The organism is Pontibacter ummariensis (genome assembly GCF_900188175.1).
Taxonomy (GTDB): Bacteria; Bacteroidota; Bacteroidia; order Cytophagales; family Hymenobacteraceae; genus Pontibacter; species Pontibacter ummariensis.
Genome location: NZ_FZOQ01000014.1, coordinates 1 through 23,721, shown reverse-complemented (window position 1 = coordinate 23,721; position 23,721 = coordinate 1). Strand labels below are relative to the sequence as shown.

Below are 23,721 nucleotides of genomic sequence, written 5' to 3'. Positions count from 1 at the left end.
TATCAAAAACTGACAAATGGAATCAATAATTGACGGGTCTCAGCTAGGTCACATCATGGTGGATCTGGAGACGCTTTCCACGGGCTCTAACGCTGCTATCCTCTCGATAGGAGCGGTAGAGTTCGACCTCACCACAGGCCGGACCGGCCGAACCTTTTACCTCAACGTGGATCTGCAGAGCTGTATGGATGCCGGCCTGAAGATAGACGGCCGTACCGTGTACTGGTGGTTTAAAAGAGAAGCAGAGGCAAGGCTACCGCTCTTAGAGAACCCGGTCCATATAGCGGCAGCGCTGCAAAGCTTCAGCGAGTTTGTGTTGACATGCGGCGGTAAGGAAGCCCAGCTATGGGGTAACTCCGCGCGCTTTGACCTGGGCAAGCTAGACGATGCTTATAGCGCCTGCACCCTTCCTGTTCCCTGGAGCTTCCGAAACGAGCGGGACGTAAGAACACTGGTAGCCTTTGCCCCGCACATCAAAGACCAGGAGCCAAGGATAGGCACCCACCACCACGCCGTTGACGACTGCTATCACCAGATCAGCTACTGCGTCAAAACATGGCGCTACCTGCAATCCCCTCTTTAAAAATTTTTATTCTCCCCTCGTACATGATTTGTTATATATAGTAATAGTGGTATCTTTGGTTACTGTATAACATAGGATGTAGGTAAATGAGCGTAGCCACAGCGCCCCCTCCCGTTAAGCCGACCACGGCACAGATCATCAGCAGCTATGCGCTTCAGCCCGGCGAGGCAGAGGTAGTAAGCTGCCTGCTAAAGGACACAGACAAGTTGCAGAACTACTGGAGGGCAAGGGCGGCGCTGGAGGAGCTGATAAAGCAGGAAGAAAGAACTTTGGCTTAGTATATAGGGGAATTGAATAACAGTTGTTTTCATAGCTTGGAGAGAAGCGGGGTTTTGCCCCGCCATCTTTTTCTTTTTATCCGATGAAGAAGTGCAAAGCTTGTAAGAATGATCTTCCCCTGAGTGATTTCTATCCCTGCGGTTCCACCGTCACTCCCAGGTGCAAGCCCTGCCATCGGGAGGAGATGAAGAAGCGCAGAAGCGGCGAGGCCTGGCAAGCTTACTACCAGAAGAACAGAGCCAATATCCTGCAAGCCTGCAAGCGCTATTACCATAAGAAGAAGGACAATGCCCAACATTCAGAAGAGCAAAGACAGGCCCTGGAATAGCCGGCCGGTAGCCCGGAAGAACCAAGGCAGGGAAGAGCGCTCCAGCCTGTACGACAGTGCCAGGTGGCGCAAGCTACGGGTGCAGCACTTTATGGAGTATCCTTTATGTGTGCATTGTGAGGAAGCCGGAAGGGCTTCTCTTGCTGTTATTCTGGACCACATCATACCGCACAGGATAGACAAGAGCATCGACTTCTTTGACCGCCGTAACCATCAGGGCTTATGCAACAGCTGCCACAATAAGAAGTCTGCCTTAGAACGGCGGGTGTATGATTACCAGTCCGGAAGCTTCCTTGGGGAAGTGACAGTTGTTTACGGTCCTCCTGGCTCTGGTAAGACCACATGGGCCGGCCGGCAGGGTCCTGATCTGCTGATAGACATGGATGTGATCTGGATGGATGTAACCGGCTTAGGCTGGTATGAGAAGCCGGAAAGCTATCTGCCTCAGGTATACCAGGCGCGTGATCAGCAGATAGACAGCATAGTCCAGCTGAGGAAAGGGCAGAAGGCGATAGTGGTCACCACGAACCTATCTGTCTATAAGATACAGGAGGCGGTCCTGCGCTATAAACCTAAGCTGGTACGCATGGAAGTAACCGAAGAGGAATGTATCGAGCGGATCATGAAGGACCATAGAAGGCAGGATAAACAGCACCACATAGCCCTGGTGCATGAGTGGTTTAAGAAGCATAAACAGTAAGCTTAACAGAGATGAGCGACATGAGAGACTGTATTATTTGTAAAGAGAGCTTTGCACCTAAGACGGTTAAACATTTAACGTGTTCAGCTAAATGTTCTAAGGCTAATAAGCTTGCTAAGTGGTATGCTAAAATAGGTAAAGCTACATGTGTTACTTGTGGGGTAGAGTTTCAGCCCAAGAGCCCTGTTAATCCAGAGCAGGGCAAACTAAACAGGTACTGTTCTTTAAAATGCAGAAGTAATGATCCTGCCTTCTTTGAAAAGCGTGGTCATGCCTTAAGGCTTATACCTGCAAGAAAAGGGCAGAACTACTCTTATGTACACTTTAATAAGTGTAGGGTTTGTTTTAACCTTTTTACTGCTAAGTATAAGGCTAAGGCTCTTTGTTCAGATGAATGTAGAAAGGTAGAATATGCAGCATATTTAGAATCACAGAGGCAAAGCCAAAGACAGTATGCGGAGTCTGTGTATAAGCCTAAGGAATTCAACTGTAAAGAATGCGGTAAAGCATTTACTACCGTGTATGGTGATAAAAGGAAGGAGTACTGCTCTACCAGATGCAGTAAGAAGCACTTAGGTAGAGTTGCCAAAGGCAAGAGAAGAGCCCGTATCAGGGGCCAGGATTATGAGAGTGTAAACCCATTTAAGGTCTTTATAAGAGATAAGTGGAAGTGCAGGATCTGTGGTATTAATACTCCAAAAAAGCTAAGAGGAACAATCGAGCCTAACGCTCCTGAGCTTGACCACATCATTCCTGTTGCACAAGGAGGCTCACATACATATAGCAACGTGCAATGCGCATGCAGGGCATGTAATAGCAAGAAATCAGATAAAGTAATAGGGCAACTGCCTTTAATACTGCCAGGGGGTAGGGGTATCCAAAGTTCGGCACTTTTTGCCCACATAACCGTAGCCCCAGCAAGAAAAATCGGTGTCAGTTCAGCATAAACAGGGGGGGTATGGCCAATCCACGAAAGTCAGACGAAGACAAAAACATTCAGGGAACAGCCCGCAGGGACCGTTCCGCACCGGAGTCCGTTTCTCCGAATCTTGTGACGAAGCTGCCAAAAGCGCCTTCAATCCTGGGAAAAATCGGAAAAGGTTTGTGGAAAAAGTATACCAAAATTCTGCACGAGCAGGGAGTACTTGCCACAACGGACCTTGACATGCTGGCCCAGTACTGCATGCAGCTGCAGATAGCAGAGCAGGCGGCGATAGAGCTGAACAACGGCCTGGTCGAGACCCTGAACAACGGGAAGCAGAAGATGGAGGTGAAGTCAAAGTACCTCTCCATCTTCAACGATGCCAGCGACCGCGCAGCCAAGCTGGCCAAGGAGTTCGGCTTCACGCTGCTCTCCAGAAAGAACATCCCTGCCCCGCCTAAAAAGAAGGAGGGCAGGCTAGTGGCCCTGATGGGCGGCAAATAGCCTATGAATTACAACCCTATCGCTAAACAGTATGAAGAAGACATTCTTTCCGGCCGCATCAAGTCCGGCAAGCTTCTTCGTTTGGCGGTGGAGCGGCACCGCAACGACCTGCTGCACGGGCACGAGCGGGGTATTTACTTCAGCCATGAGGAAGGGCAGAAGATCCTTGACTTTGCAGAGGTAATTTGCCTCTCCCCGGAGGAGCCGATTCAGCTGGCGCCCTTCCAGGTCTGGGAGCTGTACGTATTCTACGGGTGGAGGAGAGCGGATGGCAGGCGCAGGTTTCGGGCCAAGTACAAAAGCAAGGCCCGAAAGAACGGTAAGACTCCGATCGAGTCGCTGCAGATTCTGTACCACCTGACAGTCGAGGGCCTTTTCCGGGCAGAGGCTTACGTCTCGGCAACCAAGGAAGACCAGGCGAAGATTGCCTTTGAGGATGCCAAGTTTATGGTGGAGTACTCGCCGGACCTGCAGGAGTATCTTTCCTGTAGTGCCACGACCATCTTCAACAACGAGAACAAATCCAAGTTTCAGTTCCTTACCTCAAACCCGAAAACAGCGGACGGTACCCGGCCTTCCTATGCTGTGATCGATGAGTACCACGAGTTCGACAACGATGACATGCTGGGCAAGCTGCGTACCGGTATGATTCACCGGAAAGAGCCGATCTTTAACATCGTAACTACCCGGGGTACCGATAAAAGCAAGCCGCTTTACGCCAAAGAGCAGAAGATCTACATTCCCATCCTCAAAGGCATCGTGCAGGATGACTCCATCTTCGTGCTGATCTTCGCACTGGACGAAGAGGACCTGGACGCTGAGGACGGAAAGGGCTGGATGAATCCGGAGAACTTCATTAAGGCCAACCCCATGATCGGGCACATCCTGAGCTTGGAGGACATGATTCAGGAGATGAACAATGCCATCCTGGAAGGGGAGGAGGCGATTGTGAAGTTCAAAACCCTCAACCTGAACATGTGGTGCGATGCGGCAAAGACCTGGGTAGAGGATGACGTGTGGGTAAAGGCCGGCAGCAAACTGGAGTTGAACGATTACGAGGGCCGGGAATGCTACGGGGGGCTGGATATGGCCAAGCGGGAAGACTTTATCAGCTTTTGCCTGGCGTTCCCGAAAACGGTAGGGGGTGAAGTGGCCTTTGACCTCTTCTGGTGGCACTGGATACCAGAGGATACGGTGAAAAGGCGCGTCTCCAAGGGCATGCACAACCTCCGGGACTGGATCAAGAAGGGCTATGTTTTCACCACGCCGGGCAACGTGACGGATTATGACCCGATCGAAACCTTCATAAAAGAGTGTGCAGATAGGTTCAGCATACGGGGCATCAGCTACGATAAGCACAACATCGGTAACATGGATACCAACCTGATCAATTATGGGGTGGAGATGAACGTGTTTGCCCAGACGATCATGAACTTCTCTGAGCCGACAAAAACCTATAAGAACCTGATCCTGCAAAACCGGCTGAACCATGGGCAAAACCCCGTCATGCGCTGGCAGATGTCGAATGCCGTGGAGATCAACGACACAAACGAGAACGTGCGGATAAGTAAAAAGCACTCCCGTGAGAAGGTGGACGGGGTAATCTCTGGGATCATGGCCATAGGGGAGTACCAGACGCAGAACTGGGCCGAGCCCGAACCGGAGCCGCAAATTTTCATTCTATAACATAGCCTAAACGTTGTACTATGCTGCTAATTTCTACGATTCAACCCTACCCACCAGAGCTTTTGAAACTGCTCAAACCGGGAGGATTTGACGAAACTTTCTGGGATATGTGGGGAACAGGCGCTTTCCGCACGCATGAGGCCTGTTATGAAGTGCTGGAAACGACCTACGAGAAGTATTTTGGGGAGCGCAAGTACGCTGATTTTGGCAGTTTTAAGGCTGCCAGAAGCTACCAGCGCGCCAAGAACCGAAAGGCTGCGGTAAAAGCGTAAATAGTTAAAGACTTTACCCTATATTCTGTTTTTGCAATATTACCTTTCTGCCTGAATCCTAAAGGGCAATCTTATCAAACTTTTCGGCTACACTATCAAATGGGAGAAGCGGTCCACCCTGCCCAGCGTGTCTGTAGATAACGCATCGGGGTGGTTTGGGCTGTTCAATACTTCTAGCACAGTGGTAACGGAAGAAAGGGCCCTGACTCTTTCCACGCTTTACTCCTGCGTGAAGGTAGTTGCAGAAGGCGTAGCCGCATTGCCGTGGCATACATACCGGAATGTAGAGAAAGGGAAAGACATTTACCGGTCGCACCCTTGCTACAATCTGCTGCACACACGACCCAACCCTTTCACGACCTCTTTCATGTTTCGTGAGACGATGATGGTCTGCCTGCTTCTGTGGGGCAACTTCTACGCTTGGATAGAAAGAGACGGGGCGAACCGCCCTGTAGCTCTCTGGATGCAGAAGCCCTGGGAAGTGCAGGTGCTCATGCAGGATGGTAAGCTGTTTTACAAGACCTCTGCCGGTATCATCCCTCACTATGATATGATCCACGTGGCAGGGATGGGTTTTGACGGCATCGTGGGCAAATCCCCTATCCGCCTGCAGGCTGAGCAATTGGGTATAACGCTTAACTCTCAGAAGTACGGGGCAGACTTCTTTAAGAACGGGGCAACCTTGGGCGGCATTCTGACCAATGATTCCGGGGTGGTTTACAGGCCGGAGCAGGTAGAGCAGCTGAAGAAAATGTGGTATGGCGACACGCATGGACCGGACAATAACCACAAGACAAAGATTCTGGGTGGAGGCCTGAAATACCAACGTATCGGTGTGCCACCTGAAGAGGCCCAGTTTCTAGAAACAAGAAAGCTAGGTGCTGTGGAGATCTGCGGCATGTACCGCGTGCCTCCTCACATGGTAGGCATCACAGACAAAAGCACAAGTTGGGGTAGTGGCATAGAGCAGCAGGATATCGGCTTTCTGAAATACACGCTTCTGCCATGGCTGGAGCGGATAAAGCAGGAATTTGACCGCAAAATATTCCGGGAAAGCGAGCTAGGCGAGGTCTATAACGACTTCAACGTGAACGGCCTGCTACGGGGGGATATCAAGTCGCAGACAGAGCACATTCAGAACATGATGGATAGGGGCGTTTATTCTATTAACGACGCCCTGAGCTTTCTAGGGCGAAATACCATTGGTCCGGAAGGAGAGCGTCGCCTGGTACAGCGCAATATGGTTCCGCTCGACCGGGTGGACGATGTGATAACCTTAGAACAGAGCAAAAAAAGTGAGCAAGGAAAAAAGAATACTAAGTAACTCTGGCCTGCAGGTGGAAACCCGCGGAGAGGGAGACGCCAAGCGAGAGGTTATTGTGGGTTGTGCCATTAAGTACAACACACGCAGCCAGCTTTTGGGATGGTTTTTTGAGCAGATAGACGAGCGCGCACTGGATGAAGCGGACATGAGTGATGTGGTGGCGCTTTTCAATCATGACATAAACCAGGTGCTGGGGCGCTCCACGGCAGGCACCCTTACCCTGGAGAAGCGCTCCGACGGGCTTTACTACGTGATAGACCCGCCCAAATCAGCGGCCAACCTACTGGAGTCCATCCAGCGCGGAGATGTGCGGGGCTCTTCCTTCCAGTTCTCGGTGGCGCCCGGTGGCGCTGACTGGGACATGGACCCCGAGACCGGCGCAGAGGTACGCACCGTGAAGAAGATCAAGCGCTTGTATGATGTTTCACCGGTCGTTTTCCCGGCTTACCTGGACACTGACACGGAGGTAGCTAAGCGCGCCTATGAGGAATACAAGCAGGAACAGCGAGAAAGCAACAGGTGGGAGATAGAGGCTGCTGCCAGAAAGAGAAAATTAAGGTTAAACCAAATATAAAGTTCAAATGAGCAGATTAAAGTCTTTGCGCGATGAGCGCGGTCAAAAGATGGAAGCTATGCGCGATATCGATGCAAAGGCTTCTCAAGAGAAAAGAAGCCTTACAGCCGATGAGCAGAACGAATGGGACGCAGCAGACCAGCGCGTTTCAGAGCTTGATGCCGAAATCCGACGTGTAGAGCGTCAGGAAGAAATTAATGCTCGCATGGCTGCCACAAGCGGTGAGCGTCTGGACAATGGCGTAAACGAGAATGACCGAAGAGACATTCAGAAGTACTCTTGGTTAGGGGCCGTTCGCAGAGCCGCCGGCTATGAATCTATGGATGGCATCTACAAGGAGATGCACGAAGAGGCGGTAACAGAGGCCAGATCTTCCGGTATCTCCACTTCTCCCAAGGGTATTATGATCCCCTCTGTGGTGCTTAATGAAAAACGTGATGTGACTGCCACTGGCGGCACGGGCGGTAATCAGGGGGGAGTAGCCATTGCTACTAACCTGATGAACTTCATCGAGGCGCTGCGCTCGCAGTTGGTGCTGGCTGGCCTTGGTGCCGACTTCATGACCGGCCTGGTGGGTAACCTGGACTTCCCTGAGGAAGACGGATTGTTTGCGCCTACCTGGTTAACAGAGAACCAGACTTCGAACAAGAGCGATGCTACCTTCAAAAAGAAGAGCATGTCTCCGAAGCGTTTGGCTGGTCACATGGACGTGTCTGAGCAGATCCTGCTGCAGACTTCGCCATCAATCGAAACACGTCTGCGCAACCAGATGGTACGTGGCGTGCAGCAGGCGCTGGACCTTGCCGGCATCAACGGTAGCGGATCAGGCCAGGAGCCAACCGGTATCCTGCAGACTGTTGGTATTGGTGAAGTAATTGGTGGCGCTAACGGTGCCGCTCCTACTTACGACCATATCGTGAAGCTGGCTGGTGCCGTGGACGCAAGCGATGCCCTGTTGGGTAACCTTGGCTATTTGACAAACACCAAGGTGAGAACAGCCCTGAAGCTGACAAAGAAGGATGCGGGTTCCGGCCTCTTTGTTTGGGGAGATAGCCAGAACGAACTGGCAGGTTACAAGGCAGGTGTTACAAACCTGGTACCGAGCAACCTTGCCAAAGGAACAGGCACAGGCCTGTCTCCGATCATCTTCGGCAACTTCAACGACCTGTTGATCGGTCAGTGGGCTGGTATCGAGATCCTGCCGGATCCATACACCAAGGCTGCCGAGGGCATGATTCGCATGCACGTGAAGACCTTTGCTGACGTGCTGGTGGCACGCGCGAAGTCTTTCGCTGCCATGAAAGACGCCATCGCTCAGTAGTAATTAACAGCGCAGGTCCTCCGGGGCCTGCGCTTATCCTTCACACAATCATATCAGCATCATGAAAATTAAATTCTTAAAGCCACACCCGGCCTTCGGGTACTTTCCTGGTCAGTCCGGAGAAGTGGAAGATGAAAAAGCAGCAGAGCTTATCAAGGATAAGTTTGCTGAGGAATCAAAAGAAGAAGAGGAATCAGACAAAGGCAAAAAAGCCGATTCCAAAGAGAAGAAGGAAGATAAATAAGTAACCCATGCGCCTGAAGTACCCACTTGTCGTTTCCGCCGAACCGCTTACCCTGTTAGAGGCTGCTCAGCAGTGCCGCCTGGCAGACACGCAGGCAGAGGTGGACGCTTTGCCGGATAAGGACTTGCTCGCAAGCATTATCACCACGGCACGCGAGACAGTGGAGAACTATACGGAAAGGGCAGTGGCGGTCAACAGCTTTGAACTGTTCGGGGAAGTTTTGCCAGCAGAGGTAAAACTTCCCAGACCGCCTTTCATTGAGGTAGTGAAGGTGGAGTACTGGAACGGCACAGAGCAGGTAGTACTTCCGGCGTCCGAGTATGAAGCAGAGATAGGCTCTGAACCTGCCTGGCTCTACATCAACCTGCCTGCAGACATGGTAGCCAAGCGCAACAGCGCTCGGATCACCTATAAGGCAGGCTATGCTCCCATCATTGAAGGAGCAGTGGAAACGCCCACGGTGCCGGCTTCTTTAAAGGCAGCCATGAAACTGCTGGTGGAGCACTACTACAATAACCGCGAGGCCGTGATGATCGGCACGACCAGTACCATTGGTACCACCATGCCTTTGGGGGTGGAGTACCAGATGAATTTTTACAGAGTCTATAGCTGATGGTAAGAACGGGGAACATGGACCGGAAGATCACCATTCAGCGGGCTTCCATAACACACGACGCAGCATTTAACGAGCCGCGTGAGACCTGGCATAACCTGTACCCGAACCTGTGGGCAAACAAGCGCTCCAAGTCAGGCAAAGAGGTGTTTTCTGCTGATCAGGAGATAGCAACAGAGGTAATGGTTTTCACCATCCGCTATAAACCGGTGCTGGTAACAGACCGCATCGTGTACGAGGGCAGGATCTATGATATCCTGCCTCCTTTAAACGAGCTGGGCAGGAGAAGATACCTGGAGATAACAGCCAGCTGGAGCGGCGAAACGGAGGAGATTCCGGAGGGGGCTATTGTCCTGGAAAATGGCGCTTATATCGTGACGGAAGGCTAATGGCAAAAGGAGTACAGCTAAAAGGAGGCAACCAGGCAAAACTGGTGCTGCAGGCCCTGCAGAAAAACCTGGATGCCGACACGCTGCGCAAAAACATGCGCAAAGGCGCCAAGGTGATCGCTGATGAGGCCAGGCAAAACACCAATGCCACGGACCCTAGCGGGGAGCTGGGCAAAGCGGTGGGGGTAATCAACGATCCGGACGACCGGACGGGCGTGCAGGTAGCAGCCCGGCGTGGCAAACGATACGAGAAGGGCTATATCGCGCACATTGTGGAGTACGGAGCTGCCCCGCACATCATCAGGGCCAAAAAGGGGAAAAAGCTCGCCTTCAAGCATGGTGATAAGACGGTGGTAGTGGATGAGGTAAGCCACCCGGGCATTAAGGCAAGGCCTTTCATGCGTCCTGCCTGGGAAACAAAGAAGGACGCAGCGCTAAACAGGATCAAGGAAGGGCTGAAGAAGGAGATAGGCGACTTTGGCAGCAAGTATAAAAAGGCGAAGATGCGATGATGCAGTTCATAATAGACAAGCTGCTGGCTGATGCGGGTGTTTCAGCCATTGTCGCGAACAAGGTCTACCCGCAGGTAGCGCCGCAAACAACCCTTCTTCCTTACGTCACCTGTCAGGTGGTAAGCGATGTGCCGGTACGGTGCCGGGAAGGTATCGCCACAGAGGAAGTACTGATTCAGGTAAACGCTATTGCCGCTACTTATACCCAATGCCACGACCTGTTCCTGGCTGTCCGGAATGCGCTTGATGGCGCAAAGGAAGGAAACCAGGAGAGTGAATGGCTGAATGCGCAGGACCTGACAAGGCAGGAGGGAAGCGCACACGGAAAAGCAATCGATTTTAAACTAATAATAGGCTAAACAATGGCATCAAGAACAGTAAAGGGCAAAGACCTGGTGATCTCTGTCAACGGAGTAGCAATCCTCTGTGCCAATAACGTGACCTTCAATTCAACCTACACCATGATAGACGCTGCCTGCCGTGAGTCCGGGGGCAACGCTGACGCAGAGTACGGGGAGAACTCCCACACACTGGAGGTATCGGGCTGGTGGAAGATAGACACGCCGGAAGACGCTACCCAGATGCGGGGCATAACACTGGCAAAACTGCACAAGCAGAAGGCGCGGGTTGACTGGACCTTCGGAACTGACGTTGCAGGCGAGGAGGAGTTTTTCGGGCAGTGCCTGATACCGGACCTGACGGTTAACGCCCCCCAGAAGGAGAATGCCGACTACTCGGTTACTTTCCAGGGGGTAGGCGAGTGGGACATCAGAACGATCGTCTAAAGCATTTGGGGCACCCCTTGGTCTTTGTGTTTAGGACCGGGGGTGTACCCATCTTATTTCATATTCCTTATTCCTTATTCCTAACACAATCCTAACACGATGAAAAACCTTGGCGAGTACCGCATGCAGTTCGGCGGTCAGGAACGAGTATTTAAGTTCGGCAACAATACGGTCCGGCTCCTGGCTGATCACTACAACATTCAGGAGATTGACAGAAGCTACTTCAAACTTATACCGGCCTTGCTTTGGGCAGGGCTGAAAGTGCGAGAAGCTGTAAATGATTTACCGGAAGACTTCTCTGTAGAGCATGTGTGCGACTGGATGGATGAGGCAGGGGAAGAAGCATGTGCAGCACTCTGGCTGGAGGCAGAGAAATGCATGGGTTTTATCAGCCGCATGGCGGCAATAACCAGCAAACTGAAGCAGGAGAGGCAATAAGCTTCGAGAAAAGCTGGCAGCAGGACTTAGAGTTAGCCTATGGAGAGATGGGCCTGCTGCCGGATACTTTTCTAGAGATGCGCCCCTGTGACTGGCAGGCCCGGAAACGCGGATTTTTCAGAGCAGAGGAAAGGCAATGGGCACACACCCGCCTGATCGTTGCCGCACTCACCGGCCAAAAGCCAACAAGTATCATCAAGCTTTCTTTTGACAGAGTAGAGAGCAGCATCACCACCAAAGAGGACGCTGATCGCATCCTCAAACAGTGGGAAGAACGACAAAAAAGACTAAAGCAGCAGCATGGCCAATAATGTTCTAGCAAGCATGGTAATCTCCCTTGGGATGAACTCCCAGGGGCTTGATTCGGGCATTAACAATGCGCAGAAGTCGCTGCTTAAGTTCCAGAACTCTGCTGATAAGCTGAAAGGCGTAGACCTGAACAGCCTGAAGGTCAACTTTGACAAACAGGTCACCTCGCTTTCCCAGCTTCAGAAGGAAGCAAGGGAGTATGACAAGGCCTTGCGCTATGCTACCGATGAGAAGGAGATAAAGGCGCTGAACAGGCAGCTGGAGGAGACCTATGCGGAGATGAACCGCATTAAGTCGCTTGGTAAAACAAGCCTTACGGGTATCGCTTCCGGCAGCAACTCAGCAGCCAAAGGGATGGGGAACCTGGCTGGCTCAGCTGGTCAGGTTAACATGGAATTTGCCCGAATTATCCAGGATGCCCCGTACGGCATGATGGGTATCGGCAACAACATTCAGCAGCTGACGGCAAACTTTGGCCAGTTGCGGCAGCAGGCAGGCTCAACACGCGCAGCCTTGGGTGCCGCCCTGTCTTCTTTAATCACCCCGGCCTCTGCCTTAACCTTAGGCATAGCTGCCCTTACTTCTGCCTGGACTGTTTACCAGATGTGGTCGCAGCGTTCTGCGAAGGCTACAAAGGATACAGCCAAAGCTTTAGGTGATGCAGAGCAATCTGTAGACGATTATATCGATTCGCTGGGCAGCTTAGCGCAGGCACGACTGAAGGGGGAAAGGGAAGCCCAAAAGGAACTTACTACCCTGCGCTTGCTCTATAAGCAGACACAGAATACGTCGCTGTCAATAAACGAGCGCAAAAGGGCAGTGGACGAACTGCAGAAGCAGTACCCCAGCTACTTCTCCAATCTGAAGGATGAGGATGTGCTGGCAGGAAAGGCCGCTAGTGCCTATGACCGCCTGAGCAAGTCTATCCTGGATACGGCAAAGGCCCGGGCAGCGCAGGAGCTGATAGCAGAGAAGGCCCGGCAACAGCTGGTAAACGAGCAGAAGATAGCAGATCTGCGCCGCAAGGAACAGTCCATGCAGGCCCAGGCCATCAAGCAGCAGGAGACACTGGCCAAAGTGCAGGAAAGGCTGCGAGCCCAAGGAGATAACAGCCAGGCGGGGAGTGGAGCCGCGTTGCAGATCAGGCAGGGGAAGGAGCTGAACGCCATTATTGGTGAACGGCAAAAGCTGGAGCTGGAGAATGTTCAGATCATGGAGCAAATAAGAGCCTTAGAGCCGACTGCCACCCTTGATCTGTTCTCTGAAGATTCAGCAGCAAAGGGTAAAGCAGCAACAGACTTCCTGGCGCAGTTGCGGGAAGAGTTCAACCTGGCAACAAAGCAGGCTATCCTGTTCGGGAGCTCCTATGATGAGATGGGCACCAAGGCAGAACTGTTCAAGACTGCCATGATCGGCCTGATGGAGCAGGGCCTGAAGCCTCAGGACACCCTTATTCAGAGCCTAAAAGCTTCTTATGATCTTTTTGCCGGCACTACCCTCCCAAATGTAGGAAGTGCCATTGATAAGCTCACAAAAGCCAACCTACCGGCCCTACGGGAGGAGCTTAGCGGAATGGCAACCGCTTTTGAGCCGGTAAGCGTGGGCCTTATGGAAATGTCAGAGTCTGCCAGGGCTTTCTTTCAGCAACAGGCAGACGCGGCAGCGGCCGCAATGGGACAGATAGAGATCAGCGCAGAGGAGATGACTTCTTTTATGCAGGCCTCTATCGGAAACGCCATTGCAGGCTTTGGCGAGGCCTTGGGGCAGATGATCGCAACAGGAGATGTAGCAGGCTTTTTTGACAGCATCATGATGATAGTCGCAGACTTTGCCGGCAACTTCGGTAAAGCCCTCATTGCGGCAGGTGTGGCAGCGCTGGCCTTTGAAAGCTTACTGGCTAACCCTATTGCAGCCATCGCAGCCGGTACCGCCTTAGTAGCTGCGGCAGGAGTGGTGAAGAGTGTTTTATCTAAAGGGCCAAGCGGAGGAGGTGCCGGAGGTCCTTCTCTTGGCGGCTCCGGAGGCTACAGGTCTCCAAACCCGAACGGCTTCAGCACAAGCTTTGAAGGAGAGAAAGAGCGGGAATTTGTGATACGTGGAGAGGATCTGGTTCTCCTTGTAGAGCGCCACAACTATAAGAAAATGAGGATTCGTGGCTAGGATACAGTTAGCAAAAGTTTGCGGCACGGCCTCTCAAAACCCGGGCATCACCAGGAGGCACTACTGGGATACGGTAGCCCGAACGGAGGTGATGCTGGAAGAGGCGCAGGGCAGCACCTGCTCTAATGAGGTGTTGCCAAAGGGAACGCTGGTGGACAGCTGGTACGAGGGCAGCACCCTGGTAGAGGTGAAGACTGTTTGGGACGGTACCGGCCGGGCACCCAGGGCAGGAGGCTATACCGAACAGATCCGCACCGAAAATGCCGGTGGAGGCGGGGAGACGGTTTGCGGCCTGAAGATAGACGATGTGATCGTGTCCGGAACGGGCAGCGAATATACCATCACCGTTATCATTTCCGGCTACTCGGGAGCCGTGGAGTACAGTTTAAATCAGTTTGTGGATGTGCAGGACAGCAATGTGTTTACGGGCCTTCAGCCTGGCCAGTACATTGCCTATGCCAGAGCGAAGTAAACCATGCCAGTAATAGGGGAAGATCCGGTATACAACATAGGGGGGCACTCGGAGGGCTGTAACAACGGCGCCGGGTTTATCTCCCTGTTCGGCATCAGCACGGCAGACAACACAGAGCTGGACGTAAGGTTGCAGACCTTTTCGGGCACTGTGCTGGATAGGTTCACCTGCCCTCCCGGCACGCGTGACGCGGGCAAGTCCTATACAGACTTAGCCAATGATAACTATACAGTAGTCTATACCCCTAAAGTAGACGGGCTGGCTCACGTTGGCGACCAGGTGAACATTGCCATCTCCTGTGAGGCGGTGCCGCCGCCTCCGGAGGAGGAGCAGCCGGTTTGTGTGGCCACGAAGGCTTTCACCATTGAGCCGCGTAGGGGGCCGCGCTTCTTTATGGTCTGGAAGGACGATAAGCATCAACAGCACCGGGTAGAGTGGATGCAGAAAGGCTATACTGGAGAGCCGGAAGAGTTGAGGGGAGAGGGCAAGCCTTTTACAGTGGAGTATCCTGGCCTGAGAAACAAACTGGACGTTCTGAGCGGTAGCGGGGCGAAGGTGGGCATTATCGTGCAGCGCTACGGCCTGATGCAGGACCTCTATACCGTGGACGAACGGGAGTACCAGGTAAACCACTACATCGACGGCGTGCTCAACTGGCGGGGCTACCACATGGCAGATGTGTACAACGAGCCTTGGATCAGCATTCCCTTTGTGGCCACGATACAGGCCTACGACGGCATCGGCTTACTTCAGAACCGCCCCTACCTGGACCCGCACGGGGAGCGCTATTACGGCCGGGCCAGAAGCATCGACGTGATCTTCCGTTGCCTGCGCCTGCTAGATCTGGACTTGCCTGTGTGGATGGCGGTGAACGTCTGGGAAACAACCATGGACCTGAACGTTGAGCCTTTAAGTCAGGCTTACGTGGATCAGTCCGGCTATTATAACGACGAGAACGAGGCGCTGACCTGTAAGGAAGTGCTGGAAAGGATACTAAAGCCTTATAATGCTTTTATCAAGCAGGCCAAAGGCGCTTTGCATATCATCCGCTTCACAGAGACGCAGGACGTGTACCAGCGCCGGCAGTCCTCCATGGGCAAGGGAGATGCGCAGGTGCAGCTGGATCTGAAGAAGGAGCCGGAGTTTGAGGACCTGTACGAGATACGCCGTTTTGGGGAGGTGTCTTACCGGGAGGGCAGCCAGTACATGACCTCCATGCCTGCCTACAAGCTGGTGACAAGCGTCACCAATTACGGCCAGTACGAGAACTTCGTCTTTAACGGCGACTTCGAAAGGTGGGTGGATGGCGAGCCCATGTTCTGGAATCTGGAGGAAGGCCTGCAGGTAGAGCAGATACTGGACGGGGAGAAGTTCCGGCTGGGCTTTCCGCAGCCACGCATGGCTGGGGATATTGATGTGAAGTACCTCAGAAGCGAGGCCTATGAGTTCCTGGTACAATCCACCAGAGGCTTTACTGTCTCTTTTGACTATACCATCACCGTAGAGGATTACCCGCCAAACGAGACGTTCAACTGGCTGGAGCTGCCTGTCTTCTCGCTGGAGAACGGCAACCTTTACCTGGCAAACGATGCCGCTTACCCGGCAGTAGGCAACTTTAACGGTACGGTGGTGACGTTCCAGAATGCGCTGATCAAAAGCGGTGTGGCCAATGTGAGCAACCTGGAAAAGCGCATTGACATGGTGTATGCCAATCAGAACGGCAGCTTTACCTATCAGCAGGGAACAACGGTAAGCGCGGCAGCCCCTGATACGGTACCCAATGAGCCAGCCGGCACCCTGATCGCTACTTACCTCACCTTTGACCAGGGAGAGGTCACGTTCGGCTCTGTCTCTTCTGCTACCAAAGTGATGTTCGACGTGAAGCCGGGCATTGGGGAGTACTACGGAGAGCAGCAGTCCAAGCTAAGGGCTACAAGACGATACAGGGGCTACTACCCTTATGACATAGATCCGGAGAACAGGATCAACATTGCCGGCTGGGACACCCTGGACAGAAGGTTTGGGGTAAGCATCGGAGACCTGGAGGGAGACAACGGCTTCTTTACCAAGAAAGGCACGTTTACAGTGCACTTCGATCCGCTGTCCGTTGCCGGCAAGCCCAGGCTCTTTATCGGCAACCCACAGGTGTACCGCGACAACCTGCGCGGCGTGCAGATCACTATCGATAATGTGCGCTTTCAGGAGCGGCAGCTGGATGGCATTGAGCGCATGAAGATCACAGGGGAGAACGAGGGGCAGATCAACACAGCGCCGCTGGAGCTCGACCTGTACCATGGCTCAGGCATACCCCGAACAGAAGCGCTTATAACACTGGCTGACGGTACGCCAGCCTACAAGTTTAACACTGGCTACCTCTTGCAGGAGCTGACAGTGCGGGATATCCTGGCGCAGCATCCAAGAGCCCTGCTCGTGATGTCTGCCAGGCTTGCCGGTCCTGTGTCGCCTATTTCTGTGCTCAAAGACCCTTTCCTGCCTAACAGCAGGTTCCTGGTCGACAGGTACTCTTACAATGCCAAGAGCGGCCTGACAGAGATAGAGGCCATCGAGATCTTCGGCGGGCCGGAGGAGCTGGTACCGGAAGACGCCATTTTCACAGAGGATTACAACGGGATAGCAACAGAAGACTTTACATACATCACCATCGAATAATGGCAGAGAAAAAACGCATATCGGACTTTCCAAGTGTTACGGGTTCCGTGCAGGGGCACTTCCTGGTGCCTTTGGTAGACCTGAACGAGCCGAACGCAGCAGACCGGAACAAAAAGGAGACCCTGGACAGGATTAAAACCTTTATCACCTCAGGCATCCCCATTCCTCCTTCCGGGGTGGAGTGGGATGTGATGCCCGGGATAACGGTTACGGGTTACGATATCGCCATCGACGGAACCGGCGCTGTTGATTGGAACGGCACACCTGTGCCCTATGCAGCTATCACCTTTACGGTGCTGCCAACCGATACAGGTCTTTTGAGGTTTGATTTGATTTACGCCAAGGCAGACGGCACTTACGAGATTGTAACCGGACCGCCCAGCCAGAACCCTGTTGTTCCTCCTTACCCTTCATCAGGTTTGTATGTGTCGCACTTCCTCGTGTCTCCTACTGCTGTTGAGCAGCAGGAGCCTGTTTCATACATCACCCGGGAGGAGTTGCTGGCAGAGTTGGCGGGATACGTGACGGATGAGGAGTTGGCAACCGCCCTGGGCAACTATGTTGTGAAGGAAGCTGGGAAGGGCCTTTCGACAAACGACTATACCACGGCTGAGAAGGAGAAGCTGGCAGGGCTGGACGGGCCGCACTTTAAGGGGACTTACACGACCCTATCGGCCCTTCAGACAGCCCACCCAACAGCAGTAGCGGGGGATTACGCCCATGTGGATGGTGGCGCTGGGGCCGATGTTGCGGAATATATCTGGGACACGGACGACAGCAAGTGGGTCCTTCAGCAGGGTAATTCCACATCTGAGACCGCGGCCTCTATCAAGACCAAGTACGAGTCTAACCCAGATACGAACGCTTTCACCGACGCGCTGAAAACAAAGCTGGAAGGGATCGTTACCCGGTTTTCGGAGTATGTCGGACTGACAAGCGGGGAAGCCGACACGGACCTTTTGGCGGTGGAGCGGACAGACGGCACCAAGGCCAATTGGACGCTGGCCCGGTTTAAAGCCTACCTGTTTGCGAGCTTGGGCTTTGCAAAGACGGTGAATAACATAGCACCAGACGAAAACGGGAATATAACAGTAGCCAGCGGCACTTCTTACTATTATAATGTTAAGGACTATGGGGCTAAAGGTGATGGAGTGGCAGACGATACGGTAGCCATACAAGCGGCTATACAAGCGGCTTTTGATGCAGGGGGTGGGGTTGTGTTTATACCAAGAGGCAAGTATTTAATTAACGGCCCGCTAGACGCTGCCAGTAATGCGCAGCTTTATTTCCCTTTGAGCAGCTATAGCGATTCCGCTAACATGCGAACGGTAAAGATATTGGGAGAAGTCGCACCGCATCAATTTTCTAACCCGTTCACAGCCACAGGGTCTAACACACCACCGCAAAAAGGGGTAATATTAGAATCTAACTTACTGGCAGCAGGGGATGTTATAGGAACAAGGTCGGAAACCGTAAGCTGGGGCACGTACAACTTCTTGCATGCGCAAATTCAAAATGTTTGTGTAAGGGTTAGAAGCAAGACAGATGGGGTAGACGTGGCACCACAGGCCACAGGCATTAACGCCACAAAATTAGCATATTTTAACGGGGATAGTTTGGAGGTTTCCACAACGTCTAACCAGAACGTAACAAAGCAACCCGCATCAACTGCTTACGGCATCCGCATGCCGAAAACAAACAATTTCGCTTTCTGTACCTTAAGTAACTGCTTTACCTATGGAATGTATGTGGGCATTGATGCCTATGAGCATACACGAATATACGGCACATTGATAGACGTTTGTTGGATAGGCTTAAAACTCAACGCGGTAAACCACGCCATACATGCAGACAATATTTGCATACAGCGCTCTAGGGTGAACATTCAAGCCGTTGGAGGTACTTATTTCTCGATTGACAGCGTAAGCTTTGAGGATGACCCTAGTAATTCAATCGGTTCGCCAGGTTGGAACGCTACAGTATACGACCTGGAAGAAGTGGCAGGCTCAGGCACAGGCGATGGGGCAGACGGAGTGGCGCGAGGCTTTATACGTTACCACAGATGCCGCACCAAATACGGGCCAGATTACAGCACGTTTGCAAAAAGCAATGCTTATAGTGCGATTGCCCTGTTAAAGCTTTACGAGGTTGGCACAACAAGTTCAGGCGGAACAGCTACCACGTTCCCAACCGATGCGCTGGCATACTGGAAGTTTGAGGAAGCAACAGGGGATTTTGCGGACAGTTCAGGCAACACGAAGGTTGCTGTACGAGTGAATGGCGTAACGACAGGTGCGGCAAAGGTTGCGAACGGGGCAATACTTGTAGCCTCCTCAGCCCAATATTTAACCGTGGGGGCATCAGGGTTAAGCGCCGGTACAACTGGCTTTACGCTTGCAGGCTGGTTTAAACTCAACAATACAGCGGCAGATTATCAGGTACTTTTCGTTAAAGGCGAGGGCACTCAACGGGAGTATTCTTGCTACTATAGTAAAGCAACTGGTAAGATTGTGGCGGAATTTAACAACGGCAGCACCTTAGCGGGGCAGGCAACAATAACATTTACACCAGCTGGCTCTTACGTGTTTGTGGCAATGGTGCTTAATGAGAACACTTTGCGCCTAAGCATTAACAACGGAACAGCGGTTACAGCAGCAACAGGAGCCATTCTAAGAAACGGTTCAGGGGTGTTACATTTAGGTGCGCAAGGTGCAGGGACAAACCCAGTAGACGGGGGGCTAGACGAGATCGGCGTTTGGGGTAGACCTTTAACAGCAGACGAATTAACCTACCTCTACAATAGCGGAGCCGGGAGAACCTGGAACAGTTAATAGCGGATACTCACTTCATATTCATACCGATGACCTTTAACTACACCATTCCCCTTTGGGGCGTTATTGCCTTCTCCGTGCCTTTCGTCTTCGCTCTCATTGGGGGAGCCTACAGGCTTATCTACAAACAGAAAGAACAGGATAACCAGATACTGCAGCTGACTACGAAAGTGAGCCAGCTGGAGGAAGACCTGAAACAGGAGCAAAACCAGCTCTACAAAGAGATCAAGAGCCTGGACGTTAAGTTCTCCGACCAGCGCCTGGTGCTGGAAGCCATTAAAACCACCCTTGAACTTATGTTAAACCAAAAAATAAAAATCAATGCAGGTAATTAGAGCAATGACCGGCTTCCTGAAACGGTGGCCTGAGCTGTTGGGCCTACCCTTAGCCCTTCTTATTTTCTTCACGTCAGCCCCTTTGTTGCGCTGGCTTGACCCCACTTCGGCAGTGTTTGACCTGGGCATACTTCAGAAGATCTTTCTGGGAGTGCTCACACTGCTGGCTATTAACGCAGCAGTCTTCCTTGGGATAAAGTTCAACTTCCCGGTAGTCTACTCTTACTACAAAAACTTAATGAAAGTCGACTTTTTAACGCTAACAGCATGGCAAAGATTCTTACTCTTCTTATCACTTTATGCCTTATTGTTTCTGTCAGGAGCGCTCATAGTCAGCCTGATTTAAGGAACAACGTAGCGGCTGTGTACAACAGCCAGATCGGAGTCAATGAGCGGGGCGGGAACAACAGAGGGCCGGAGGTAAAGCAGTACCTCGCCTCTGTAAACCTCTCGGAAGGTTACGCCTGGTGCGGGGCTTTCGCTAACTGGGTTATGAAGCAATGCGGCATGCAGGCACCTAAGGGTGCTGCTATGGCCATGGCCTGGTTTCCGAACAGCAAGACGATCTGGAAACGTTCTCGTAAGGACAACGCAACACCCCAACGAGGCGACCTCTTCGCACTATATTATAATAGCCTTGGCCGGATCGGGCATGTGGGCTTTATCGAGAAATGGGATTATGGTGACGGGTATGCTATAACGGTTGAAGGTAATACCAACGATGCTGGGAGCCGCGAAGGTGACGGTGTTTACCGGAAGCGTCGCCTGATAAGGCAACTGTACGCGGTTTCGGATTGGATTACAGCTAGTGGAGGAGGTGCGCTGAACTTATGAAGGTAGAACCAATATTAAACGGATCTGTACATACGCACCTCTTCTTTTGTCCTGGCTGCAATACGGCGCATGGTTTCTCTGATAAAGTGCACACCTATAACGGAGACGGGAACAAGCCCACCATCAGGGCATCTTTGCTGATCGGGAGCCAGGGAGGTGCAAAGTACCTGTGCCACTCCTTCGTGAGGGATGGTAAGATTCAGTTCTTAAGCGACTGCACGCACAAGCTGGCAGGCCAGACAGTAGAACTCCCAGAACTATAAAGATGAAAAAGCTATTCACCCTTTTACTGATGTTCGGGACACTCCTGTCCTTAACATCCTGTACCTTGCTAGAGTCAGTCTTTAAGCCTGATGGTCAAATAACCGCGCAGGTGATCTCTCTGGACAGCCTAAGTTTTACGCCTGCTGATTCCGCACAGCTGGCGGACCTGGGCGTTTTCACCAAAAGGCTTTCAGCAAAAGAGCTGCTGGTGATCACGAAGGGGAGAGGGGGCAAAGTGAAGATCAAGAACTCGTTTAACCAGGACTCCTATAATAAGGAGTCCGGCAACAAGGACAGTTACAACGAAAGCAAGAAGTCCGGCAACATCGACAGCTACAACGATAACAAGAAGGCTGGCCAGCAGCAGGACGTGGGCAACTCCAAGCTAAAGGACGTGGGAAACGTAACAGAGGAAAAGCAAAGTCTCTGGTGGCTTTGGTGCCTGATCATACTGCTTACCCTAAGCTTCAGCTGGCCGATCATAAGGAGGTTCTTGCCGTTTGTCTAATGTTTTTTATAAGAGCTAGTTATCGCTGAGCTTGCAAACCTTGTTCGTAAAAGGCTTTATTTATGTGTGGTAATATACCAGTCTATTAGAACGCATATCAAAGAAGTTATAAAGGAGAGTGCAACGACTTTGATGACAAGAAGAGGCGATACCGATTGCTTGTTCAAGTATAGAACGATCAACCAAACGGCAGCCAAGCACAGCGAAAAGACCATACTAGACTTCAGGAATCTTTTCTTTGTGCTCACTAGATAAATGTTAAAGGTTTAAGGTTTTTCTGTATTATTGTAGGTGTTCGTTTAAACAAAGTTAGGATGTTTTGGAAAGAGATACAGACTACATAGAGAAAATAGATGTAGTGAGGGCGGTTGCTTGCCTTATGGTCTTTCTTTACCATGCCTGTCAGGTTGCGTTCCCAAGCTTCCTGACTGTCTATGATGGCCTCTTTCTGGATTACCAGAGTATGCCTAAGCTAAGTTTGTTGCTTGCCTTTTCGCCAGTCGGGTTCGGGTGGTCAGGCGTTCCTCTTTTCCTGCTCATTAGCGGTTTCCTAATTCATTATGGTTACTTACAGAAGGGAACGCCTTTAGACATAGCAGCCTTCATTAACAGGAGGTTCTGGCGCATATATCCTGTCTATCTACTCGTGATGCTCTTTTTTGCCATCACGGTAAGTAACCCAGTAAACAGGTGGGATATTGTCTCTCACTTGCTCCTGATCCACAATTGGGATCAAACTACCATCTTTTCTATTAACCCCTCTCTGTGGTCATTAGCGCTGGAGTTTCAGCTGTATATGTTGTTTCCCCTCTTCCTTTATATCAGGAATAGGGTGGGGATAAACAAAACGTTATTACTGCTGTCAATCCTGGCCGTAGTCTTTTCCTTTGGGGATATGGAGGATTGGACAACTCGTCTTTCTCTGATGCGCATGTGGGTTATATGGGGTATGGGCGCATGGTTAGCAGAGCGTTATGTTTCAGGTTGTGGTATCCCGCGGTTGAACAGGTGGCAACTGGCAGGGGTGTTGATGCTTGTCGTGTCTATAAAGTTCTTCAATTTTTATAAGGTATGGGACTACCACGCCTTCTCCTGTTTCTATCTCCTTGCCCTGGGGGCTTACCTTTCTAAACCTGTCAAAAAGCTTAATAGGGTTACAAGGCCTGTCTACAAAGTAGCTGTTTGGTTCGGCTTAATCAGCTATAGCGTATATTTAATCCATCAGCCCTTCCTGCCACAGCTTATTCGATATTTCGTGGATCAGTGGCAGGACAGATTTTCTTTGCCTCCAACTGTGACATTTTATTTTTCGAAAGGCATGGCAATAGGGTTCATTTTATTAATTGTGTCGGCTGTGGCTTATACCCTCTACACTTTCCTGGAGCTGGAATCTGTGAAATGGGGGCGGGCTTTCTTTAAGAAGTTTATCCTGCCGTACAGAAAAAAGGCCGCATCAGCGAGGGATTTAATCAAGGTTTGAGAAAACTTACTTTTGGCGCCCAGTAAGATTGGCTTCATTTGTTTTGTTACGGCACCTTATACGTCACACGTGTAAATGATACTGCTAATAATCAATTAGTTATGCTTGTTTGGTGAATCCCTGCATCTCCACTTAGTAAAAATTAAAGCCTTGTAACAAAGTTTGTTGCAAGGCTTTTTTTGTTTGTATCACCTCCCCAGAACATTCATTGGGCAGCAGTTGGTGCTGTGTCATCCGAAGAAAAGTGTAGCCCTTGACACAGATAGGCACCTGAGCTCGTTGTAACAGTACGTGAATTCGAGATAAGCTGGTCTAACAAAAAACATGGCTATTCAAGTAGAAAGGGTTGCAAGACACCTAAACCTGAAAAGCCATGAAAACCGT

General features: G+C 51.5%; 28 protein-coding genes. All 28 read left to right on the top strand.

Annotated elements, in window-relative coordinates; all coding sequences use genetic code 11:
- Nucleotides 1-16 precede the first annotated feature (16 nt).
- The 28 genes from CHB92_RS15120 (at nt 17) to CHB92_RS14985 (ending at nt 23,337) form a co-directional block, all read left to right on the top strand.
- Nucleotides 17-583, top strand: a complete 567-nt coding sequence (locus CHB92_RS15120; RefSeq protein WP_089320072.1) for a 3'-5' exonuclease — start codon at nt 17-19, stop codon at nt 581-583.
- Between the two features lie 86 nt (nt 584-669).
- Entirely contained in the window at nt 670-861 is a 192-nt protein-coding gene (locus CHB92_RS15115; protein WP_089320071.1) for a hypothetical protein, read from the top strand.
- 83 nt (nt 862-944) lie between these two features.
- Complete coding sequence (locus tag CHB92_RS25525; RefSeq protein WP_144266323.1) at nt 945-1,190, top strand: hypothetical protein; 246 nt, start codon at nt 945-947, stop codon at nt 1,188-1,190.
- Nucleotides 1,150-1,890, top strand: coding sequence for an AAA family ATPase (locus CHB92_RS15110; RefSeq protein WP_089320070.1), 741 nt, complete (start codon nt 1,150-1,152; stop codon nt 1,888-1,890). The genes CHB92_RS25525 and CHB92_RS15110 overlap by 41 nt, the downstream gene beginning before the upstream one ends.
- 11 nt (nt 1,891-1,901) lie before the next feature.
- The gene (locus tag CHB92_RS15105; RefSeq protein ID WP_144266322.1) at nt 1,902-2,837 is read left to right on the top strand and encodes an HNH endonuclease; all 936 of its coding nucleotides are present in this window, start codon (nt 1,902-1,904) and stop codon (nt 2,835-2,837) included.
- 11 nt (nt 2,838-2,848) lie between these two features.
- Entirely contained in the window at nt 2,849-3,316 is a 468-nt protein-coding gene (locus tag CHB92_RS15100; RefSeq protein ID WP_089320069.1) for a phage terminase small subunit P27 family, read from the top strand.
- A gap of 3 nt (nt 3,317-3,319) precedes the next feature.
- Nucleotides 3,320-5,002, top strand: coding sequence for a terminase large subunit (locus tag CHB92_RS15095; RefSeq protein WP_089320068.1), 1,683 nt, complete (start codon nt 3,320-3,322; stop codon nt 5,000-5,002).
- Nucleotides 5,003-5,022: 20 nt separating this feature from the next.
- On the top strand, nt 5,023-5,274 hold the full coding sequence (locus tag CHB92_RS15090; RefSeq protein WP_089320067.1) for a hypothetical protein: 252 nt from the start codon (nt 5,023-5,025) through the stop codon (nt 5,272-5,274).
- Nucleotides 5,275-5,401: 127 nt separating this feature from the next.
- Entirely contained in the window at nt 5,402-6,598 is a 1,197-nt protein-coding gene (locus tag CHB92_RS15085) for a phage portal protein (protein ID WP_179223063.1), read from the top strand.
- Entirely contained in the window at nt 6,570-7,172 is a 603-nt protein-coding gene (locus tag CHB92_RS15080) for an HK97 family phage prohead protease (RefSeq protein WP_089320065.1), read from the top strand. Before CHB92_RS15085 ends, CHB92_RS15080 begins: the two co-directional genes overlap by 29 nt.
- A gap of 7 nt (nt 7,173-7,179) precedes the next feature.
- Nucleotides 7,180-8,493, top strand: coding sequence for a phage major capsid protein (locus tag CHB92_RS15075; protein WP_089320064.1), 1,314 nt, complete (start codon nt 7,180-7,182; stop codon nt 8,491-8,493).
- Nucleotides 8,494-8,554: 61 nt separating this feature from the next.
- Complete coding sequence (locus tag CHB92_RS15070) at nt 8,555-8,737, top strand: hypothetical protein (protein ID WP_089320063.1); 183 nt, start codon at nt 8,555-8,557, stop codon at nt 8,735-8,737.
- A gap of 7 nt (nt 8,738-8,744) precedes the next feature.
- On the top strand, nt 8,745-9,350 hold the full coding sequence (locus tag CHB92_RS15065; RefSeq protein ID WP_089320062.1) for a head-tail connector protein: 606 nt from the start codon (nt 8,745-8,747) through the stop codon (nt 9,348-9,350).
- A complete protein-coding gene (locus CHB92_RS15060) occupies nt 9,350-9,739 on the top strand; it encodes a phage head closure protein (protein WP_089320061.1) in 390 nt (129 codons plus the stop codon). Before CHB92_RS15065 ends, CHB92_RS15060 begins: the two co-directional genes overlap by 1 nt.
- Nucleotides 9,739-10,251 carry an HK97 gp10 family phage protein gene (locus CHB92_RS15055; protein WP_089320060.1) on the top strand — a complete coding sequence of 171 codons (513 nt, stop codon included), beginning with the start codon at nt 9,739-9,741 and terminating at the stop codon, nt 10,249-10,251. The genes CHB92_RS15060 and CHB92_RS15055 overlap by 1 nt, the downstream gene beginning before the upstream one ends.
- Nucleotides 10,248-10,610: a DUF3168 domain-containing protein gene (locus CHB92_RS15050; RefSeq protein ID WP_089320059.1), complete on the top strand. Its 363-nt coding sequence runs from the start codon at nt 10,248-10,250 to the stop codon at nt 10,608-10,610. The genes CHB92_RS15055 and CHB92_RS15050 overlap by 4 nt, the downstream gene beginning before the upstream one ends.
- Nucleotides 10,611-10,613: 3 nt before the next feature.
- A complete protein-coding gene (locus CHB92_RS15045) occupies nt 10,614-11,036 on the top strand; it encodes a phage tail protein (RefSeq protein ID WP_089320058.1) in 423 nt (140 codons plus the stop codon).
- A gap of 99 nt (nt 11,037-11,135) precedes the next feature.
- Nucleotides 11,136-11,474, top strand: coding sequence for a hypothetical protein (locus tag CHB92_RS15040; protein WP_089320057.1), 339 nt, complete (start codon nt 11,136-11,138; stop codon nt 11,472-11,474).
- Entirely contained in the window at nt 11,411-11,785 is a 375-nt protein-coding gene (locus CHB92_RS15035) for a hypothetical protein (RefSeq protein ID WP_144266321.1), read from the top strand. Before CHB92_RS15040 ends, CHB92_RS15035 begins: the two co-directional genes overlap by 64 nt.
- Nucleotides 11,775-13,943 carry a hypothetical protein gene (locus CHB92_RS15030; protein ID WP_089320055.1) on the top strand — a complete coding sequence of 723 codons (2,169 nt, stop codon included), beginning with the start codon at nt 11,775-11,777 and terminating at the stop codon, nt 13,941-13,943. The genes CHB92_RS15035 and CHB92_RS15030 overlap by 11 nt, the downstream gene beginning before the upstream one ends.
- Nucleotides 13,936-14,415, top strand: a complete 480-nt coding sequence (locus CHB92_RS15025) for a hypothetical protein (RefSeq protein ID WP_089320054.1) — start codon at nt 13,936-13,938, stop codon at nt 14,413-14,415. The genes CHB92_RS15030 and CHB92_RS15025 overlap by 8 nt, the downstream gene beginning before the upstream one ends.
- Before the next feature lie 3 nt (nt 14,416-14,418).
- On the top strand, nt 14,419-17,085 hold the full coding sequence (locus CHB92_RS15020) for a hypothetical protein (RefSeq protein ID WP_089320053.1): 2,667 nt from the start codon (nt 14,419-14,421) through the stop codon (nt 17,083-17,085).
- Nucleotides 17,085-19,916: a LamG-like jellyroll fold domain-containing protein gene (locus CHB92_RS26390; protein WP_089320052.1), complete on the top strand. Its 2,832-nt coding sequence runs from the start codon at nt 17,085-17,087 to the stop codon at nt 19,914-19,916. Before CHB92_RS15020 ends, CHB92_RS26390 begins: the two co-directional genes overlap by 1 nt.
- A 29-nt stretch (nt 19,917-19,945) precedes the next feature.
- Nucleotides 19,946-20,251 (top strand): hypothetical protein, encoded by a 306-nt coding sequence (locus tag CHB92_RS15010; RefSeq protein ID WP_089320051.1) that lies wholly within the window; start codon nt 19,946-19,948, stop codon nt 20,249-20,251.
- 267 nt (nt 20,252-20,518) lie between these two features.
- Complete coding sequence (locus CHB92_RS15000) at nt 20,519-21,085, top strand: CHAP domain-containing protein (protein ID WP_218824265.1); 567 nt, start codon at nt 20,519-20,521, stop codon at nt 21,083-21,085.
- Nucleotides 21,082-21,348, top strand: coding sequence for a DUF6527 family protein (locus CHB92_RS14995; RefSeq protein ID WP_089320048.1), 267 nt, complete (start codon nt 21,082-21,084; stop codon nt 21,346-21,348). The genes CHB92_RS15000 and CHB92_RS14995 overlap by 4 nt, the downstream gene beginning before the upstream one ends.
- Nucleotides 21,349-21,350: 2 nt before the next feature.
- Nucleotides 21,351-21,857 carry a hypothetical protein gene (locus tag CHB92_RS14990; RefSeq protein ID WP_089320047.1) on the top strand — a complete coding sequence of 169 codons (507 nt, stop codon included), beginning with the start codon at nt 21,351-21,353 and terminating at the stop codon, nt 21,855-21,857.
- Between the two features lie 319 nt (nt 21,858-22,176).
- Complete coding sequence (locus tag CHB92_RS14985; RefSeq protein WP_089320046.1) at nt 22,177-23,337, top strand: acyltransferase family protein; 1,161 nt, start codon at nt 22,177-22,179, stop codon at nt 23,335-23,337.
- Nucleotides 23,338-23,721 lie beyond the last annotated feature (384 nt).

Excerpts from the sequence above, each read along its gene's own strand:
- CHB92_RS15120 (WP_089320072.1), top strand. The coding sequence starts at position 17 with ATGGAATCAATAATTGACGGGTCTCAGCTAGGTCACATCATGGTGGAT.
- CHB92_RS15115 (WP_089320071.1), top strand. The coding sequence starts at position 670 with ATGAGCGTAGCCACAGCGCCCCCTCCCGTTAAGCCGACCACGGCACAG.
- CHB92_RS25525 (WP_144266323.1), top strand. The coding sequence starts at position 945 with ATGAAGAAGTGCAAAGCTTGTAAGAATGATCTTCCCCTGAGTGATTTC.
- CHB92_RS15110 (WP_089320070.1), top strand. The coding sequence starts at position 1,150 with ATGCCCAACATTCAGAAGAGCAAAGACAGGCCCTGGAATAGCCGGCCG.
- CHB92_RS15105 (WP_144266322.1), top strand. The coding sequence starts at position 1,902 with ATGAGCGACATGAGAGACTGTATTATTTGTAAAGAGAGCTTTGCACCT.
- CHB92_RS15100 (WP_089320069.1), top strand. The coding sequence starts at position 2,849 with ATGGCCAATCCACGAAAGTCAGACGAAGACAAAAACATTCAGGGAACA.
- CHB92_RS15095 (WP_089320068.1), top strand. The coding sequence starts at position 3,320 with ATGAATTACAACCCTATCGCTAAACAGTATGAAGAAGACATTCTTTCC.
- CHB92_RS15090 (WP_089320067.1), top strand. The coding sequence starts at position 5,023 with ATGCTGCTAATTTCTACGATTCAACCCTACCCACCAGAGCTTTTGAAA.
- CHB92_RS15075 (WP_089320064.1), top strand. The coding sequence starts at position 7,180 with ATGAGCAGATTAAAGTCTTTGCGCGATGAGCGCGGTCAAAAGATGGAA.
- CHB92_RS15070 (WP_089320063.1), top strand. The coding sequence starts at position 8,555 with ATGAAAATTAAATTCTTAAAGCCACACCCGGCCTTCGGGTACTTTCCT.
- CHB92_RS15065 (WP_089320062.1), top strand. The coding sequence starts at position 8,745 with ATGCGCCTGAAGTACCCACTTGTCGTTTCCGCCGAACCGCTTACCCTG.
- CHB92_RS15060 (WP_089320061.1), top strand. The coding sequence starts at position 9,350 with ATGGTAAGAACGGGGAACATGGACCGGAAGATCACCATTCAGCGGGCT.
- CHB92_RS15055 (WP_089320060.1), top strand. The coding sequence starts at position 9,739 with ATGGCAAAAGGAGTACAGCTAAAAGGAGGCAACCAGGCAAAACTGGTG.
- CHB92_RS15050 (WP_089320059.1), top strand. The coding sequence starts at position 10,248 with ATGATGCAGTTCATAATAGACAAGCTGCTGGCTGATGCGGGTGTTTCA.
- CHB92_RS15045 (WP_089320058.1), top strand. The coding sequence starts at position 10,614 with ATGGCATCAAGAACAGTAAAGGGCAAAGACCTGGTGATCTCTGTCAAC.
- CHB92_RS15040 (WP_089320057.1), top strand. The coding sequence starts at position 11,136 with ATGAAAAACCTTGGCGAGTACCGCATGCAGTTCGGCGGTCAGGAACGA.
- CHB92_RS15035 (WP_144266321.1), top strand. The coding sequence starts at position 11,411 with ATGCATGGGTTTTATCAGCCGCATGGCGGCAATAACCAGCAAACTGAA.
- CHB92_RS15030 (WP_089320055.1), top strand. The coding sequence starts at position 11,775 with ATGGCCAATAATGTTCTAGCAAGCATGGTAATCTCCCTTGGGATGAAC.
- CHB92_RS15020 (WP_089320053.1), top strand. The coding sequence starts at position 14,419 with ATGCCAGTAATAGGGGAAGATCCGGTATACAACATAGGGGGGCACTCG.
- CHB92_RS26390 (WP_089320052.1), top strand. The coding sequence starts at position 17,085 with ATGGCAGAGAAAAAACGCATATCGGACTTTCCAAGTGTTACGGGTTCC.
- CHB92_RS15010 (WP_089320051.1), top strand. The coding sequence starts at position 19,946 with ATGACCTTTAACTACACCATTCCCCTTTGGGGCGTTATTGCCTTCTCC.
- CHB92_RS15000 (WP_218824265.1), top strand. The coding sequence starts at position 20,519 with ATGGCAAAGATTCTTACTCTTCTTATCACTTTATGCCTTATTGTTTCT.
- CHB92_RS14995 (WP_089320048.1), top strand. The coding sequence starts at position 21,082 with ATGAAGGTAGAACCAATATTAAACGGATCTGTACATACGCACCTCTTC.
- CHB92_RS14990 (WP_089320047.1), top strand. The coding sequence starts at position 21,351 with ATGAAAAAGCTATTCACCCTTTTACTGATGTTCGGGACACTCCTGTCC.